15 protein-coding genes are annotated in these 16,495 nt (G+C 49.3%); 8 read left to right on the top strand and 7 right to left on the bottom strand.

Features of this window, described 5'->3' with window-relative positions:
- The gene (locus AB8809_RS14710) at nt 1-2,184 is read left to right on the top strand and encodes a tail fiber protein (RefSeq protein WP_369986527.1); all 2,184 of its coding nucleotides are present in this window, start codon (nt 1-3) and stop codon (nt 2,182-2,184) included.
- Nucleotides 2,184-2,804 carry a tail fiber assembly protein gene (locus tag AB8809_RS14705; RefSeq protein ID WP_349855957.1) on the top strand — a complete coding sequence of 207 codons (621 nt, stop codon included), beginning with the start codon at nt 2,184-2,186 and terminating at the stop codon, nt 2,802-2,804. Before AB8809_RS14710 ends, AB8809_RS14705 begins: the two co-directional genes overlap by 1 nt.
- Before the next feature lie 252 nt (nt 2,805-3,056).
- Here AB8809_RS14705 and AB8809_RS14700 read toward each other — a convergent pair whose 3' ends face one another.
- Nucleotides 3,057-3,989: a hypothetical protein gene (locus AB8809_RS14700; protein WP_369986526.1), complete on the bottom strand. Its 933-nt coding sequence runs from the start codon at nt 3,987-3,989 to the stop codon at nt 3,057-3,059.
- Between the two features lie 60 nt (nt 3,990-4,049).
- On the opposite strand from AB8809_RS14700, the gene AB8809_RS14695 reads away from it, so the two are divergent.
- The 3 genes from AB8809_RS14695 to AB8809_RS14685 all read left to right on the top strand — a co-directional run bounded on the left by AB8809_RS14695 (nt 4,050) and on the right by AB8809_RS14685 (nt 7,658).
- Nucleotides 4,050-4,625, top strand: a complete 576-nt coding sequence (locus tag AB8809_RS14695; RefSeq protein WP_181828274.1) for a recombinase family protein — start codon at nt 4,050-4,052, stop codon at nt 4,623-4,625.
- Nucleotides 4,626-4,734: 109 nt separating this feature from the next.
- Nucleotides 4,735-5,703 (top strand): DNA-binding protein YbiB, encoded by a 969-nt coding sequence (gene ybiB, locus AB8809_RS14690; protein ID WP_349856423.1) that lies wholly within the window; start codon nt 4,735-4,737, stop codon nt 5,701-5,703.
- An 86-nt stretch (nt 5,704-5,789) separates the two neighbouring features.
- Nucleotides 5,790-7,658, top strand: coding sequence for a M3 family metallopeptidase (locus tag AB8809_RS14685; protein ID WP_349856422.1), 1,869 nt, complete (start codon nt 5,790-5,792; stop codon nt 7,656-7,658).
- Between the two features lie 49 nt (nt 7,659-7,707).
- Here AB8809_RS14685 and glnQ read toward each other — a convergent pair whose 3' ends face one another.
- The 4 genes from glnQ to dps form a co-directional block, all read right to left on the bottom strand.
- A complete protein-coding gene (gene glnQ, locus AB8809_RS14680; RefSeq protein ID WP_015839846.1) occupies nt 7,708-8,430 on the bottom strand; it encodes a glutamine ABC transporter ATP-binding protein GlnQ in 723 nt (240 codons plus the stop codon).
- Nucleotides 8,427-9,086: a glutamine ABC transporter permease GlnP gene (gene glnP, locus AB8809_RS14675; RefSeq protein WP_015839847.1), complete on the bottom strand. Its 660-nt coding sequence runs from the start codon at nt 9,084-9,086 to the stop codon at nt 8,427-8,429. The genes glnQ and glnP overlap by 4 nt, the downstream gene beginning before the upstream one ends.
- Before the next feature lie 26 nt (nt 9,087-9,112).
- Nucleotides 9,113-9,859 (bottom strand): glutamine ABC transporter substrate-binding protein GlnH, encoded by a 747-nt coding sequence (gene glnH / locus AB8809_RS14670; protein WP_010294862.1) that lies wholly within the window; start codon nt 9,857-9,859, stop codon nt 9,113-9,115.
- A 398-nt stretch (nt 9,860-10,257) separates the two neighbouring features.
- Nucleotides 10,258-10,761 carry a DNA starvation/stationary phase protection protein Dps gene (gene dps, locus AB8809_RS14665; RefSeq protein WP_015839848.1) on the bottom strand — a complete coding sequence of 168 codons (504 nt, stop codon included), beginning with the start codon at nt 10,759-10,761 and terminating at the stop codon, nt 10,258-10,260.
- A gap of 348 nt (nt 10,762-11,109) precedes the next feature.
- Between dps and AB8809_RS14660 the strand changes: the two genes are divergently transcribed.
- Nucleotides 11,110-11,661, top strand: coding sequence for an adenylate kinase (locus tag AB8809_RS14660; RefSeq protein WP_349856421.1), 552 nt, complete (start codon nt 11,110-11,112; stop codon nt 11,659-11,661).
- On the opposite strand, the gene rhtA is transcribed toward AB8809_RS14660, so the two are convergent.
- The gene (gene rhtA, locus AB8809_RS14655) at nt 11,649-12,536 is read right to left on the bottom strand and encodes a threonine/homoserine exporter RhtA (protein WP_349856420.1); all 888 of its coding nucleotides are present in this window, start codon (nt 12,534-12,536) and stop codon (nt 11,649-11,651) included. The two genes, AB8809_RS14660 and rhtA, sit on opposite strands and share 13 nt — an antisense overlap.
- Nucleotides 12,537-12,912: 376 nt before the next feature.
- Here rhtA and ompX point away from each other — a divergent pair, with 376 nt between their 5' ends.
- Together ompX and AB8809_RS14645 are read left to right on the top strand one after the other, a co-directional pair.
- Entirely contained in the window at nt 12,913-13,428 is a 516-nt protein-coding gene (ompX, locus tag AB8809_RS14650) for an outer membrane protein OmpX (protein ID WP_015839851.1), read from the top strand.
- Nucleotides 13,429-13,771: 343 nt separating this feature from the next.
- Nucleotides 13,772-14,941 (top strand): MFS transporter, encoded by a 1,170-nt coding sequence (locus AB8809_RS14645; RefSeq protein ID WP_349856419.1) that lies wholly within the window; start codon nt 13,772-13,774, stop codon nt 14,939-14,941.
- A 38-nt stretch (nt 14,942-14,979) separates the two neighbouring features.
- Here the strand turns inward: AB8809_RS14645 and AB8809_RS14640 are convergent, their stop codons facing one another.
- The gene (locus AB8809_RS14640) at nt 14,980-16,386 is read right to left on the bottom strand and encodes an EmmdR/YeeO family multidrug/toxin efflux MATE transporter (RefSeq protein ID WP_043881744.1); all 1,407 of its coding nucleotides are present in this window, start codon (nt 16,384-16,386) and stop codon (nt 14,980-14,982) included.
- Nucleotides 16,387-16,495 lie beyond the last annotated feature (109 nt).

The following is a 16,495-nucleotide window of genomic DNA, read 5'->3' as shown; positions in this document are numbered from 1 at the left end:
ATGGCGAATTTGTCAGAGAACCCGCAATGGGTTGACGGCATTTACCAAATCGAAACGTCGGATCCGGTCGTAGGTGGACCGGATGGCGTATCAAACCGACAGGCTAAAGAATTGGCCAGTCGTACCCGCTATTTGAAAAAAGAGCAGGAAAAAACGGGCAGCGATCTGGCGACGCACGCTGCCGCCGCCGATCCGCATACGCAATACGCGCTAAAAGCAGATCCCACTTTCACAGGGACACCGAAAGCGCCAACGCCGGCAACTGACAGCAATAGCCAGCAGATTGCGACGACGGCGTTTGTGAAGTCTGTTGCGGCCATGAAGCTGGCGAAGGATCAGAACGGGGCGGATATTCTTGATAAAACCACGTTCTACAGCAATGTATTACAGCGAGGGGTTCTGGAAAACGGAATGACGTTCGCCAGTTGTGATAAAGCGGGCGATTATTTTGTTGTGATATCCGATCCTAATACTATTTCTGATATGCCTGAGTATAAAGGACAAAAATTGTATGGGTACGGTGTGCTTCATGTTTCTCAGCGAGATCACTTCGTCGGACAGGAATATACCAGCCACAATGGGGATTATGCCTGGAGACAGAAATGGAACGACGGTGTTTATGCACCTTGGACTGTTGCACTTAGTTCATCACGTGTGCCGACAGCGGCTGATGTTGGGGCATTACCTGAAAAGGCTGTCGCTCAGGCTGCCGCCAAACTGGCTACGCCTCGTACGATCAACGGTGTGCCGTTTGATGGTACGGCCAATATTGCACTGACTCCCGCAAACCTCGGTTTGGGCGAAGTCATGAACAAAGGGGAATTTGGATGGGGAGGAAAAGCAGTTCCGTTGCCATCTAATTCAAAGATTATTGATTATTTTAAGGCAGATAAGCCATCGGGACTCTATTGGTGTAATACGACGATCGCCGACCGCCCGTCTGGGTTTAGCGACTGTTTGTTACTCTGGTCGGTTATTCAGCATAGTGATTTTTATGGGACATTAGTCGCGATATCTTTTACCCCGTCAGGGGATGATAGCCGTGTGCGTACAGCAACAATTAATACGATTAATGGCCTATGGGGAGAGTGGCAATATAACTGGGCTGGTTCTAAAAAAGGTGGGGTGGCGAATGCGTTAGGCGTTACCCTTTCAAAACCATCAAATATGAATGAGTATCTACATCAATTATCTCAACAACAAGAAATGGGCAGTCGTACTCTTATTGATGGCAGTTGGAAAACCCATATATCAGTGCGACACTTAGGAGGGCTTCCTGAAAATGGTGATAAAAACAATAGCTTATATGGAATGGCTGTTGTTGAAGAAAATATGTTGTCGAATTCATATGATATATCGATATACAAACAAAATAATGGTACATGGCTGAAACCCGTAAAAGTTTATCACTCCGATAATAAACCTACAGCATCGGATGTTGGGGCTATAACAAAATCAGATGCTGATAGTAATTATGTTCGTCAGGGTTCATTGGGCGTTATTTATAAAAACGATGACCTTGCATGGAATAGTCCTACGGGCGCCTACTTAAAAGATAATGGAGGAGATACCTCTCTTATCTGGCATATGGGACTAAATACTGGTTCTGCATCAGCAGCCCAATTTCATTTTGGCTATTCAAATAGTGGTTTGATGTATCGAAGTTCCCGTGATAATAGCGGATTTGAAAAACCATGGGCACGTATTTATAGCGATCAGGATAAACCTACGGCGGCTGAGATTGGGGCATTATCTCTCAATGAATTTGTTGGTATCCCTATGCCCTGGCCACAGATAACAGCACCGTCTGGTTGGTTAAAGTGTAACGGGCAGACATTTGATAAAAATATCTATCCATTTTTAGCACAGGCTTATCCATCAGGAAGATTGCCCGATCTTCGTGGTGAGTTTATTCGTGGCTGGGATGATGGCCGCGGCGTGGATGCTGATCGCGCATTGATGAGTTCACAAGCCGCATTTATACCGCCTATCCCTGCGGTGGGATGGGGAAGAAATGGTGTCACCCCTGGAGCGATAGAGGCTGGACGTTTAATGGTTGGCTCAGGGAGTTGGGAGATAGAGGAAAGATTGGAGTCATTGAATGGTGCGGGAAATGATATGAATCTCACAGGAGATAACCACCCACGCAATATTGCCTTTAACTACATCGTGAGAGCAGCATAATGAAAAATTATTCTATTGAAGTTAACTCAGCCAAAATAAATGAATCAGGATTTAGCATTCAGGCGGGGTGGATTACTATTTATCAAGTTCACCCAGTAACCCGAGAATATATCGGTGCTAATTATGAGTATTTGCCTATCGGTGTAGGTGTTCCTGCGGGGAGTTACATTGACGTTCCAGAACTTCCTCTGGTAGGTTTGGCGCTAAGGCGTAGTGTGGATGGGAAACAGTGGGAGCATGTATCTGACTACCGAGATCAGACTGTTTATAATACAGAGACTCGTCAACCCCAGAAGATCACGGATATTGGAGCATTGCAAGACAATCAAACTTTATTGGTACCAACCTCTGAGTTTGATAAATGGGAAGATGGCAAATGGGTAACCGATCTGGAAGCACAGCGGCAGGCGTTAATTGAAAATAAAAAAGTGGAGCTTAATACCAAGCTATCCCAAGCAAGCGAACGTATTCAGGTACTCAGTGACGCCGTTGAGCTAAATCTGGCAACTGAAGAAGAAAAGAATGAGCTGAAAGTGTGGAAAACGTATCGCTTACAGCTCAGTCGAGTTGATGTTAATTCATTTGAGGAAGCTTTACCTATCCTTCCTTATTCCAGTTAATAAAATAGCACCCACTATGTAAAAATTATAGTGGGTGACAATATCCCCCATTTATATTTATTTTTCTCCCGTATAAAAGAGAACGTTAACTCACATTAACTAATTGCAAGCTGAATTATGCAAATTAAAATAGTAGAGCTGTTTTTGTGAGCGTTGATTTCGTCTCCTGTCACGGAACGCCCTCTATTTCATTACAGATATAAACTTAGCTATATTTATGTGTCCAAAATTGAATATCTATCTACGACACCTCTAGTAAAAAATTCGGAAAATACAGCGCCAGTTCGCCATATTTAGTTGCTGATTGCCTATTGTGCTGGTTTTGAATGATGCAGCGAGATAATGCATCATATTCAACTGAACAGTACTGGTGCTCAAGGCAGGTAATAACGAGTAAGGATGTGCGACACCATTTTGCATAAAAAGCGTCATAGGGTTAATCGCAAAATCTCCCACTCGGTATTCACCTTCAGCAGTGATGCATTTAATTAAAACATCGCAGCGACAATGTAAAGGATTGATATTAGCCAGCCCATGAGCCACCACGATAGGTGTGCTAGTTGCCGGGGTATATTCACCTGAAACCCATACCTTCATACCTGATGAATTTGCTGGCATAGCGCCTACATCATCAGCTGTTAATGTGATATCCATTGTCAATGCTTTACCATTTACCTTGCGTACAGATGGTACGCGTTCGTTGGCGTTAGCGTTGGCTCTCGCAGCTTCTGTTGCAGCATTATTCGCGGTTGTGATTACAGCCGCTACATGGGTATCCGTCTCTGCTTTGGTATATGCCCCCACATCAGCGGCTGTTGGTTCGCGTGATGAACTGAGTGCAATAACCCAGGGCGCGTAGACACGGTCATCCCACTTCTGCCGCCAGGCATAATCACCACTATGATTAATATATTCCTGTCCGACGAAATTACCGTGCTGAAAAACATGAAGCACACCATATCCGTATAATTTCTGCCCTTTATAAACAGGCATATCAGAAACGGTATTGGGATCGGTTATCGCCACAACATAATCACCTGCTTTATCGCAGTTGGCGAAGGTCATACCATCGCTTAACGTGCCACGTAATGTCACATTGCTATAAAACGCGGTTTTATCAGGAATATCTGCACCATTCCTGGCTTTTGCCAACGCCCCTGCGGCGAGGTCTACCGTTTCGCCCAAACCGAGGTTTACGAGAACCTCACAATAAAAATACAATCAACAATTTCATGGGGTTATGGAATGCTGATTGGCTATGCGCGCGTGTCTACCACCGATCAAAATACGGAATTACAAACAAAAGCGCTGATTCGCGCAGAATGTGAGCTGATTTTTGAGGATACCGCCAGTGGGAAGAATGCACAGCGGCCGGGGTTGAAAAGGGCGATCAGGCGCCTGCGGCGCGGTGATACGCTGATGGTGTGGAAGCTGGATCGGCTAGGTCGCAGCGTGCGGGATTTGATTGAACTGGTATCCGCATTGCAGGCGAAAGGTATTCACTTTCGTAGCCTGACGGACAGTATTGATACGTCAACGCCAGCAGGCCGTTTTTTCTTTCATGTGATGAGCGCACTGGCGGAGATGGAGCGTGAGCTGATCGTCGAGCGCACGCGGGCTGGCCTTGATGCTGCTCGGTTGCAGGGGCGCATTGGGGGTCGAAAGCGACTGATGACGCCAGATGTGCTTTGTCGTGCTAAAGCGATGTTGGCGACAGGGGCGACCCGCCTTCAGGTAGCGAATATCGTCGGTGTATCAGAGAAAACCATCTATAAATACTTTCCCGCCCGGAGTCAGGGCGACGTTCCTGCTGCTGGCTAAAACGCGGCGTGATAGTAATTTCCTTTGCGCCAGAATCACCAGAATCTCGCTAAACATGTTATTTTCATTGATAAGTTCTTTACTGTGTCGCCGCAAATGAGAGGCCAGCATGGATTACACCAAAATTATCAAAGAAGTGGGGCGCGGGAAAAATCATGCGCGTGATGTCGATCAGGCCACGGCTTATGAACTGTATAGCGCGATGCTGCGTGGCGACGTGCCAGAGCTGGAACTCGGTGGGCTGTTGATTGCGTTTCGCATCAAAGGCGAATCCGAAGCCGAAATGCTGGGTTTTTATCAGGCGATGGACGAGCATGTGTTGCGCCTGAACCCGCCAGCGGGCTTTCCTATGCCCATCGTGCTTCCTAGTTATAACGGCGCGCGGAAACAGGCGAATCTGACGCCGCTGTTGGCGCTGCTGCTGGCAAAGTTGGGTTTTCCGGTCGTGGTTCACGGCGTCAGCGACGACCCAACCCGTGTCACCAGCGCGGAGATTTTGCGTAATCTCGGCGTGACGATTGCAGAGAATGCTGAACAGGCTCAGCGCGAGCTTGATAACGGTAGCCCGGTATTTATCCCCGTCTCGACACTGTGTCCGGCCATCGATCGCCAGTTACAGGTGCGTTGGCGTATGGGCGTGCGTAACAGCAGCCACACGCTGGCCAAGGTCGCGACGCCGTTTGGTGAAAGCGACGCGCTGCGTGTCGCCAGCGTTTCCCACCCTGAATACGTTTCCCGCGTGGGGACGTTTTTTCACGATATCAATGGACGCGCGCTTCTGATGCACGGCACGGAAGGGGAGGTTTATGCTAACCCGCAGCGCTGCCCAGAGATTCATTTTATTCATCAGCAAAACACTAAAGTGCTGCAACTGCGGCAGGATATCAGCGTCGCACCCGATGCGTTGCCTATTGCGAAGGATGCCGCCACCACTGCGCGTTGGACGGTACAATGCCTGACAGGCGAAATTGCTATCCCGCAGGCGATTCGCCTGCAACTGGCGTGTTGTCTGGTTGCTGCCGGCGAAGCGGCGACAATGGAACAGGCTGTCGCTACGATTAAGAAACGCCTTGGCTGATCGACCTGCCGGAGCGGGTTCGGACGCGGTTTATCGCGCCACTTCATACAGCCAGGCGGCTGTCATTGGAAGAGAGAAGGAATACTATGCAACAGGTAGCGGACTATTTTAACGCCTTGAATCGCGACTATCTTGCGGTTCATCAGGCGAAAGAAGAACTATTTTGGCAACTGTATATGGGAACGGGCGACGATGAGGTGTCCGAGCGTTTCTCTGCCGCAGAAAGTGCGTATAAACGCTTTATTTCACAGCCGCGACGTTTGGCTGAGCTAAGAACCCAGCTTGCAACACTGGAAAGCAGCCCACGTGATGAACAACAGCAGGCGCTGTTACACGGCTTGCAAGGCTGGTATCGGTTTTTCGACTGCAATGTGATTGAAGATCCACAGGCTCAGGCGCTGATGGATGAGATTATTGCTGCTGAAAGTGCGCTATACGCCAAGCGTAAATCCTATGAAATGACGCATCTGGATGCTAAGGGGGAGCGTGTTTCTGCCTCGCTCGGAGAGCTGCTGACCAATCAGACGACCAATGATACTGAGGCCTATCGTCAGAGTTCTCAGCAGGCGCTGCGCGATCTGGAGCAGTGGCTGTTGCAGAACGGTTTCCCCGAACTGATTTCACTGCGTAACCGCTTTGCCCGTCAGATGGGTTACCGGAATTATTTTGACTATAAGGTCAATAAAACGGAGCGGATGACGCCGGAGCAGCTTTTTGCCATTCTCGATCCTTTTGAAGAGCAGACCCGTGAAGCGAATGCCCGCAGCCTGAAAAATCTGGCGAACGAAAAGGGCGAAGATGCGCTGCAGCCGTGGAATATTCGCTATGCCAGCGCGGGCGATGTGACGCGTCAGCTTGATCCTTATTTCCCTTTCTCGGCGTCGCTGGAGCGTTGGATCAACAGCTTTAAGCGTTTGCGCATTGGGTTTAACGGCGCAGAAATGCAGCTCGATTTGCTGGTACGCAAAGGTAAATACGAGAACGGCTTTATGCACGGCCCTGTGCCGCCGTTTGTGCAGGAAGGAAAATGGCTCCCTGCGCAGATTAATTTCACCAGCCTGGCAAAGCCGGATCAAATTGGTAGCGGTGCCAGCGGCATTAATACGTTGTTCCATGAAGGTGGACATGCTGCGCACTTTGCCAATATTAAGCAGAATGCACCCTGTTTCTCGCAGGAGTTTCCGCCAACGTCGATGGCCTATGCCGAAACGCAGTCCATGTTCTGTGACAGCCTGTTGGGGGATGCTGACTGGTTAAAACGTTATGCAAAGAATACGCAGGGAGAAACGATTCCTGACGAATTAATCCGTGCAGACATCGGCACGCAGCAGCCAATGCGCGCTTTCAATGAGCGACACATTCTGCTGGTGCCGTATTTTGAGTGGCAGCTTTATTCGTGGGACGATGAAGCACGTACGCCGGAAGCGATGACCAAACTGGCGCGCGACACCGAACAGCGAATTTTGGGCATTAGCGGTAGCCCGCGCCCGACACTGGCGATTCCCCATCTGCTGTCTATGGAATCAGCGTGCTCTTATCAGGGCTATCTGCTGGCGCTGATGGCGGTAGAGCAGACGCGGAGCTATTTCCTGCAACGCGATGGCTATCTGACGGATAACCCGGCTATCGGCCCCGATTTAGCGCAGCACTATTGGTTGCCGGGAAATAGCGTGAGTCATGACGATACGTTGCGTAGTCTGACCGGTGAGGGTTTTAATCCCGCTTATCTGGCGCAGGCCTGCAATCTGACGGTCGATGAAGCCTGGCAACAGGCGCAGGGCACGATGACACAGGCTGCTGCGCGTCCTCAGCCTGCTGCGGATTTCGATTTGTCAGCCCACATTCGCGTGGTCGATGGTAGCCGCGTGCTGGCGGATAATGCGCAGGGTGATGAGAAGATGTGTCAGGATTTTGCGGCGTTTATTGAACGGGAATATCCACGTTCGCAGGCATAACATTCGCTAATATCGAAGAAGAGAAAGGGGGGCGAAGCCCCCTTGTTGATCAGGATACGTGTTGCAGGAATTCACGCAGGCGGTCGCTGGGTGGATTCGTAATTAGCGTTTCCGGGTTGCCATCTTCAGCGATGCGGCCTTTATCAATAAAGATCAGACGAGAAGCCACTTTATGGGCAAAGCCAACCTCGTGGGTGACGATGACCATTGTCATACCTTCTTCGGCCAGATCTTTCATGACGGTCAGCACTTCGTGGCGCAGTTCCGGGTCGAGAGCAGACGTCGGCTCATCAAACAGCATCAGCTTCGGTTTAACCGCTAAAGCGCGGGCGATGGCCACACGCTGCTGTTGACCGCCGGAAAGCTCGGAAGGGTAGTGATGTGCGCGTTCTGACAGGCCCACTTTCGCTAGCAATTCCAGCGCCAGTTTCTCGGCATCGGCTTTGTTCGCGCCGCGTACCCGAATAGGGCCGAATGCGACGTTTTCCAACGCGGTAAGATGCGGGAACAGGTAGAATTGCTGGAATACCATCCCGGCTTCCTGACGGATTAAACGCTCGTCAACGCGCGGATCGTTCACTTTCAGGCCGTCAACAATCAATTCGCCGCTGGTAATTTCTTCCAGCTTATTGATGCAGCGCAGCAGCGTGGATTTACCCGAGCCTGACGGCCCGATGATGACCACAACTTCACCCTGGCCGATGGTGAGATCGATATTATGTAAGACCTGTGTCTTGCCAAAGTGTTTGGATACGTTTTTAAATTCAATCATATAATCTTAAGTCTTCTTTCCAGACGACGCAGAATAAAGCTGAGGATCAGCGTGATGCACAGGTAAATAATGGCAACCGCAGTCCAGATTTCCAGCGCACGGAAGTTGCCCGCGATGATTTCCTGTCCTGAACGAGTCAGTTCAGCGACGCCGATAACAATAAACAGTGACGTATCTTTGATGCTGATAATCCACTGGTTACCCAGCGGCGGTAACATGCGGCGCAGGGCAAGCGGGGCAATGACGTGGCGTAGCGTCGCGCGGCGAGACAGCCCAAGTGCCAGACCTGCTTCACGGAAGCCATTATGAATTGACAGTACTGAACCGCGAGTAATTTCTGCAATGTAAGCACCAGAGTTAATCATGATGGTCACTACAGCAGCGGCAAAAGGGTCAATTCGCACGGACGTGAAAATCATCGGCAAGGCGAAGTAAATAAACATCACCTGCACAACAATCGGGGTACCGCGGATAATTTCAATAAAAACGAGCGAGATGCGGCTGGAGAACCAGCCGCCGTAGGCACGGGCAAAACCCGCGACCACGCCAATCACCAGGCCGCCAAGCAGACCCAGTACAGAAATCAACAACGTCATTTTTGCCCCTTCCATCAGGAGGGGCAGAGAAGGCCAAATGGCACTCCAGTCAAACTGCATGGAATATCTCCAGATTAAATCGGCAATTACTTAGGTTCTACGCCAAACCACTTCTTGTAGATCTCAGCATAAGTGCCGTTTTCACGCAGTGTTTTCAGGGCGCCATTCACTTTTTCACGCAGTTCGTTGCTGCCTTTCGGGAACGCGATGCCGTATTGCTGGGCTTTAATGGAATCACCTACCGCTTTAAACTGGCCATTGCCTGCGGTTTTGATGAAGTAGAGAATATTTGGCGTGTCGTGCAGCACAGCGTCAGCACGGTTGGTGCCCAGTTCCATATAGGCATTGTCGATGTTCGGGAACTGGCGCAGATCTTTGGTTTTGATATTGGCTTTCGCGTAATCAACAGAACCTGTGCCGCTCTTCACCGCCAGTACTTTACCGGCTAAATCCTGCTCGCCTTTGATGTCGTTGTTGTCCGCTTTGACCATCACCAGCAGGCCGCTGTTGTAGTAGCCGTCAGAGAAATCGATTGCTTTTTTGCGCTCTTCAGTGATGGTAATACCTGCCAGCGCCAGATCGATGTTACGTGTTTGCAGTGCAGGAATAATGCCGCCGAAGTCCATTGGCTTCAGGGTGTACTTCAGGTTGAGCTGTTTAGCGATAGCATCCCAGAGATCGATGTCAAAACCGACGTACTTGTCGCCTTGTTTGAACTCAAAAGGGACGAACGCGGTGTCTGTGGCGACAATCAGTTCTTTTTCAGCAGCATAGCTAGATACGCTCATCATCAGCGTCAGTGCAGCCAAAGAGGCCTTAAGTAGTGATTTCATCAAATCCTTCCTATTAGCAGTTGTGGGAGCTTTTTGTTTTACAGGTGTTTAAGCGTGTTGTAAGCATAGTACATCGTGCGAAAGTGAAACCTGAGTCAGTTACCCTGCGTTGTGCTTAACCTGTTGCTTTTATTTATTGCCCTGCCAGCGGTGAAATTTTCACCTCCGATTCGCTCAGGCAAGGCGCTGCTATGATTAACTGATTTATACGAGGGAAACAACCGTTGATTAGCGTTATGGCCAATTAATGGAGGCAAAAGCTAATTTTTTGAGCGTATTAACGGATAAAATGCGTGGTTTGTGCGGGTTTTACCTGTAAAGAGGGGGCTAGCGGGGAAAGCGACAGTAAAAAGGCTGCCTAAGCAGCCTTGAAAGTGTTCTCGGAATGATAATGCCGATTATTCAATGTTTGATTCAATGAACCACAGGAACTGATCCAGATCGCGTGATGCGGCGGTCAGAATGTCTGCAGAGGCCTCATCTTCCGTTTTACCAATTGCCTTACGTACGTTGTTGGCGACAATCGCATAACGTTCCGCCAGCGCCTTCAGATGATCCTGAACGCTATGGATGTTGGTTGGATAGCTTTTCAGCGAGGTTTGTTTACCCACAATTTGCACAGTACCCAGTGCGACACCGCCTATCTGCACCACGCGCTCGGCGATGGTATCCTGATGGTCAATAATCGAGGTGCGGAAGCCATCCAGCATTTCGTGAACGGCGATGAAGTTTGCACCGCGCATATTCCAGTGCGCCTGTTTGGTAATCAATGACAGGTCGATGAAATCAACAACCAGTTGGTTTAACAGCGCGATCGTCGAGGTCTTAACGCTATCATCCAAATCATTGCGAGTGTAAAGCAGTGCGGACGGGGCTGATTTCACGAGTTTGGCGGTAGACATAATAGTTATCCTCTCTTTAATTATTCATAGTCTTACTGTTCAACGTGATTAATTATAGCAGTGATAAAAATTAATATTGAAAAGAATCACCTATCAAATGAATAGCTTTAGCATAACGATATTGTGGGTATTTGTAGTCAGGATTTATCTGATATCAATAATGTGGCAGGTAGCAATGTTATTGCAATATTTTAATTACTCCCTGAAACATAATCTCATATTTTGATAAATATCATCATCGCTTAGATGAAAATAGTTATTATTTGACAGCTATCTTTATGCAAATAAGATTGCAGCGTTGTTTTCCTTCTGAAGAATATTGCATGCCAGTAAAGGGAGTCGTGCAGGATGAGAGTGAACATTATTGGCACCAGTGGAAGTGGTAAATCGACACTTGCTCGCCGCTTGTCTGAAAAGTTGGCTATTCCGTACATTGAAATGGATGCGTTGTTCTGGCTGAAGGACTGGCAGGAGCGGACAGATATCGATTTTTTTCAACGGCTTGAAAGCGCACTGGAGCCTGAAAGTTGGGTGCTGGATGGTAACTATAATCGCACGCGTGATATCAAATGGCGCAATGTTGATGTTGTGGTTTGGGTTGACTACGGTTTTACCCGCACCCTTTTTCAGGCGATTCGGCGTGCCTGTGCTCGGGCATGGCACAAAGAGGAACTCTGGATTGGCACGGGAAACAAAGAATCTTTTCTCCGTAGTTTCTTTAGCCGAAAATCAATTATCCTTTGGACAATAAAAACCTATTCAAGAAACCGGAAGCGGTATTTAGCGGATTTAGCCGACCCGCGTTATCAGCATATTCACTTTATTACGCTGCGTTCTCCTCGAGAATGTGAAACTTTTCTGCAACATTTTCCCGAGGAAATACCCCTTCATTCTGTTTGAGTTGTCACATTGGCCGCACCTGCGGGTTTTATTGTCAACGTTGCGCCTATTGAGGCGATGATAATAAAGATAAGCGCCATCCACTGTATGAATGATAGGTGCTCACCGAGGAAGAGGATCCCTGATAGGGCGGCAATCGCGGGTTCCATACTCATGAGAGTGCTGAACGTTCTGGCGGGTAGACGAGTCAACGCCACCATTTCCAGAGAGTAGGGGAGCGCGGTGGACAGAACCGCGACGGCAATACCGAGCGGGAGTATTGATAGCGAAAACAGCGTGTTTTCCGCATAATATGCGCCAATAGGGCAGAAAATCAGTGCGGCAATGCAGGAGCCGATTGCGACCGTTCCCGGCCCATGATTTGTGCCTGCTTTTTGCCCAAACAGAATATAGAGCGCCCAACAGGCACCCGCACCCACGGCGCAAGCCGCGCCCACCAAATCAACATTGCCGATATTGTGACCCAGCGGTAATAAGAACCATAGCCCGGCAACGGCCAGAAAAACCCATAGAAAATCGATAGGCCTGCGTGAAGCTAACATAGCAACGGCAAGCGGGCCGGTGAACTCGAGTGCAACAGCAATGCCGAGCGGCACCGTCTGCAGTGAGAGATAGAACAGAAAGTTCATCCCGCCCAGCGTGATGCCATATACCAGCAGCGGCAGGCGGTTACTGCTAAAGCGCATTCGCCACGGTTTGAAGATGACGCACAGAATGATCGTACCAATTCCCAGGCGCAATGCCGTTACGCCGGTAGCGCCAATGAGTGGAAACAGACTCTTGGCTAAAGCCGCGCCGCTTTGGATAGAAAGCATTGAAATTATGATGAGCAAGACCGGTACAAACGATGAGGAGCGGTGGGAAAATAAGGTCATTCTTTTGGCCTTAAAGCAGGTATAACGTTCCGTTGCTATTATATCCAATTGTAAACAATTTGTCTGGTATGAATTGACTTTTATTGACCTTTATTTACGCATCATTTAACTGCTTTATTTTTGTTCAATTCAGTTAGCATACAAACTGAGTGGGAAATTAGGAATTATCTGTTTTACTGCCTTGTGGTGAATTTATTTTTAATCTAACTGTCACAATAAAAAAGCCAATGTAATTAGTGCGATAGGTTGTTTTTGACAATATTTGTTACATCTAAAGGCCAATTGATAAATATTTATAGGGCGGCAAGCTTCGAACTTCTTTGTTATATTTAAGGCGTTAGTTAGTCTTTCATAAAATGAATTTGAGGCTGTAAATATGAAAAAAATCGCGTGTCTTTCCGCTCTGGCTTGTGTATTAGCCGTTGGCGCAGGTTCTGCATTTGCTGGTCAAAGTACTGTAACTGCAGGTTATGCTCAAGGTGATGCTCAGGGCGTACAAAATAAAGTTAAAGGCTTTAACCTGAAATATCGTTATGAGCAAGATAATAACCCACTGGGCGTTATTAGCTCTTTCACCTACCTGGAAAAAAATGGTAGCGATGGCAGCGACTACAGCAAAGGCCAGTACATGGGCTTCACTGCTGGTCCAGCTTACCGTCTGAATGACTGGGCAAGCCTGTACGGTGTTGTTGGTTTCAGCCACGGTAAAGTAACTAACAACGCTACCAACGGCCAGAACAACAGCAGCAATGACGATTATGGCTTCACCTACGGTGCTGGTGTTCAGTTCAACCCAATTCAGGACGTTGCTCTGGATGTAGGTTACGAACAAAGCCGTATCCGCAGTGTTGACGTTGGTGCCTGGGCTGTTGGCGTAGGTTACCGTTTCTAATCTAACCCTGTAGGGGTTATCTACCCTCAGCGTTGGTTGTTAGATGTGTCGGAAGAATCCGCTCTTTTCAGAGCGGATTTTTTTATGGCGAATTTCCTGCCCGCCACTCTGTGGGACGTCGTAAGCGACGTTTTTCTATGACAGTTTGTCAAACCCGTGACGAGTTTCGCCAGTCTTTTAGCCAGTCACTTTCCCGCCAGTCGCTATTCAGGTGTTCTTGCCACGGTTAAGCAAAAGCATGTGTATCGGTCTGTCATCATATTTTATCTTGACGTTAAGATTCTTTGTGTGAAGATATTGATCATCAGGCAGCAATGATTTGCTCAAGCTATTGAGGTTATACATGGTAGTGACATCAACGGCCCGCACGCGGGCTTTTCTTTTCTTCACGATTATCCTATTGGGATTGAATTTACGACCTGTACTGGCAGGGATTGGTCCGTTGCTGAATCAGATTCAGGCCGCAACGGGTCTGGATGACAGTATGGCGGGTATGTTAACTACGCTCCCCGTGTTCGCTATGGGGTGGTGTGCGTTATATGGCGGCCAGTTGCAGGCTCGCCTTGGAGAATATCGGGGAATCACGCTGGGTATTGTGGTGATTGCCCTGGCGTGTAGCGCACGCTGGTGGCTGAATAGCGGCATTGCTCTGCTGGTTAGCGCCGCGCTTGCCGGGATCGGGATTGCCTTGATTCAGGCGCTGGTGCCGTCGTTTATCAAGCTCCATTTTGGCCGCCATAGTAGCCTCCTGATGGGTTTTTACACCACGGCGATTATGACCGGTGCAGCATTTGCGGCTTCATCCGTTTCTCCGCTGGCAAATGCGTGGGGCTGGCAAAGCGCGCTGGCCTGTTGGGGGATTGTAGCGCTGGTTGCCACGGTGGCCTGGCGGTGTGTCCCTAAAGCGTATACCGCGAAGCAGGACACGGCGGCTGTTGTAGCAACGCGTCGAAGCGGAATGGACTGGCTGCTGATGGTGTTCTTTGGTATTGGTACGGGCGCGTATACGCTGGTGCTGGCATGGTTGCCACCGTATTACATTCAACTGGGATTAGATGCGACGCAAAGTGGCCTGATGTTGGGGGGATTAACGCTGACGGAGGTGATTTCCGGTTTGCTGGTGTCCACATTCATCAACCACTTCCCCGATCGGCGCAAACTGCTACTTCCTATTCTGATCGTGATGCTGGTGGGGATGATTGGACTGATCGTGGTGCCGCTGACGTTCACGTATCCGATTATTATTATGCTGGGGATTGGTATTGGCGCACTATTCCCGCTGTCGTTGATTGTGGCGTTGGATCAGGTGACGGAATCGCATAAGACTGGTTCACTGATGGGCTTTGTGCAAGGCGGCGGCTACATCCTCGCCAGCCTGATGCCTTTGCTGGCGGGTTTTATACGCCAGCATACCGCAGGGCTGGAACAGGCTTGGATGATTATGACCGTTGGTGTGGTCGTGTTGATCCTCATGGCGACGCGTTTTGCTCCAGTGAAAAGCGCGAGTCGCTAAGCCGTTTGTTGTGTTGTCAGCGAGCGGAAACCCGCTCGCTATGCTTTGTCCGTGGGGGAGCGATAACGCCATAGCCAGCGTCCGCTCATCAGGCGGCGGTAATAGAAGAAGCCGCGGACAATCCAGTCAAAGAACATCCCCATCCACACGCCAATCACGCCAAAACCAAGCATCACACCGAGGATATAGCCTGCGATGACCCGACATCCCCACATGCCTGCCATTGCCACCCACATGGTGTAGCTGGCGTCTTTCGCCCCTTTCAGGCCGGCAGGGAGCACCCAGGCCGCTCCCCAGATTGGCATAAATAGCGCGTTGAGCCACAAGAGATGTTTTGCCACTTCGATAACTTCCGGCTCATTGGTGTAAAACGATGCCAAAAAGCTGGCGCTGGGTACCGATAATACGGCGAGTGCGCATAGCCCAATATTGGACAGCCAGAAGATATACTTCAATTGGCGGGTCGATTGCATGATTTGGCCTTTCCCCAGCCGTGTGCCCACAATAATGGTGGCGGCTGCGCCGAGTGAATTGCCGGGAAGGTTGATCAGCGTTGAGATAGAGAAAGCAATAAAGTTTCCGGCGATGACTTCGGTTCCCATACCCGCCACAAAGCGCTGTGTGATCAGCTTGCCGATGTTAAACATCACGGATTCTATGCTGGCGGGAATACCAATACTGAGCACTTCATAGAGGATCGACAGGGTAAAAGGTGCAAAGTAAGACTTGAAGGGAATACGCAGCGCGCCGTTAAAACCGTGCATCAGCGTCAGAATCACGAATACCGCACCGATATAGCGTGAAATGGTAATCCCGATACCAGCACCAATAAAACCGAGGCCATTCCAGGAAAAGGCACCGTAAATCAGCAGGCTGCTGATGGCAATATTGAGGATGTTCATCCCAATGTTGATGACCATGGGTAACTTGGTATTGCCGGCACCCCGCAATGCGCCACAGCCGACCAGCGCGATGGCGACAGCAGGGTATCCCCATACTGTCCAGCGAAGGAACGTGAGGGCGAGTGCTTTAACCTGTGCGTCGGCCTGTCCGGCGATCAAATCGATAATCGCTGAACCGGCGAATTCAACTAACGCGACTAACAGAAACGATGACAGAACCAGTAATGACATCGACTGGCGAGCAGCAGAACGCGCCTGCTTTCTATTGCGTTGTCCTATGCTGAAAGCCACAACAACGGCGGTCCCCAACGCGACGGCGGTAAAGAAGGCGATGATGACCATATTGAAGCTATCAGCCAAACCGACGGCCGCCATCGCTTCTTTCCCCAGCCAACTGACCAGGAAGGTGCTGAAAACCCCCATCAACACGACGCAAAGGCCTTCAATAAAGATAGGGAAGGCGAGCGGTGAGATTTCTCTCCAGAAGAGAACACGGTTGGAGTAACGCTTTTTATACCAGTCTGTATCTTTTAATTTTTTCATGAAACGGTCTTGGATCGATCTCAGGTTTCCCAGTCGGTGCGGTAAACAGAGCCATTAAGGTGGCTCGCAAATAGCATTACTTTTGCATGATACGTAATTGATACAGTGA

The sequence above is a fragment of the Pectobacterium aroidearum genome, assembly GCF_041228105.1.
GTDB classification, from domain to species: domain Bacteria; phylum Pseudomonadota; class Gammaproteobacteria; order Enterobacterales; family Enterobacteriaceae; genus Pectobacterium; species Pectobacterium aroidearum.
This window is presented reverse-complemented; position numbering and strand designations above follow the sequence as displayed.

Bases quoted from the DNA above. Each gene is read 5' to 3' on its own strand.
- AB8809_RS14710 (WP_369986527.1), top strand. From the start codon at position 1: ATGGCGAATTTGTCAGAGAACCCGCAATGGGTTGACGGCATTTACCAA.
- rhtA (WP_349856420.1), bottom strand. From the start codon at position 12,536: ATGACCTTATTTTCCCACCGCTCCTCATCGTTTGTACCGGTCTTGCTC.
- glnH (WP_010294862.1), bottom strand. From the start codon at position 9,859: ATGAAATCACTACTTAAGGCCTCTTTGGCTGCACTGACGCTGATGATG.
- AB8809_RS14705 (WP_349855957.1), top strand. From the start codon at position 2,184: ATGAAAAATTATTCTATTGAAGTTAACTCAGCCAAAATAAATGAATCA.
- AB8809_RS14640 (WP_043881744.1), bottom strand. From the start codon at position 16,386: ATGAAAAAATTAAAAGATACAGACTGGTATAAAAAGCGTTACTCCAAC.
- AB8809_RS14645 (WP_349856419.1), top strand. From the start codon at position 13,772: ATGGTAGTGACATCAACGGCCCGCACGCGGGCTTTTCTTTTCTTCACG.
- AB8809_RS14660 (WP_349856421.1), top strand. From the start codon at position 11,110: ATGAGAGTGAACATTATTGGCACCAGTGGAAGTGGTAAATCGACACTT.
- glnQ (WP_015839846.1), bottom strand. From the start codon at position 8,430: ATGATTGAATTTAAAAACGTATCCAAACACTTTGGCAAGACACAGGTC.
- AB8809_RS14685 (WP_349856422.1), top strand. From the start codon at position 5,790: ATGCAACAGGTAGCGGACTATTTTAACGCCTTGAATCGCGACTATCTT.
- AB8809_RS14695 (WP_181828274.1), top strand. From the start codon at position 4,050: ATGCTGATTGGCTATGCGCGCGTGTCTACCACCGATCAAAATACGGAA.
- ompX (WP_015839851.1), top strand. From the start codon at position 12,913: ATGAAAAAAATCGCGTGTCTTTCCGCTCTGGCTTGTGTATTAGCCGTT.
- ybiB (WP_349856423.1), top strand. From the start codon at position 4,735: ATGGATTACACCAAAATTATCAAAGAAGTGGGGCGCGGGAAAAATCAT.
- glnP (WP_015839847.1), bottom strand. From the start codon at position 9,086: ATGCAGTTTGACTGGAGTGCCATTTGGCCTTCTCTGCCCCTCCTGATG.
- dps (WP_015839848.1), bottom strand. From the start codon at position 10,761: ATGTCTACCGCCAAACTCGTGAAATCAGCCCCGTCCGCACTGCTTTAC.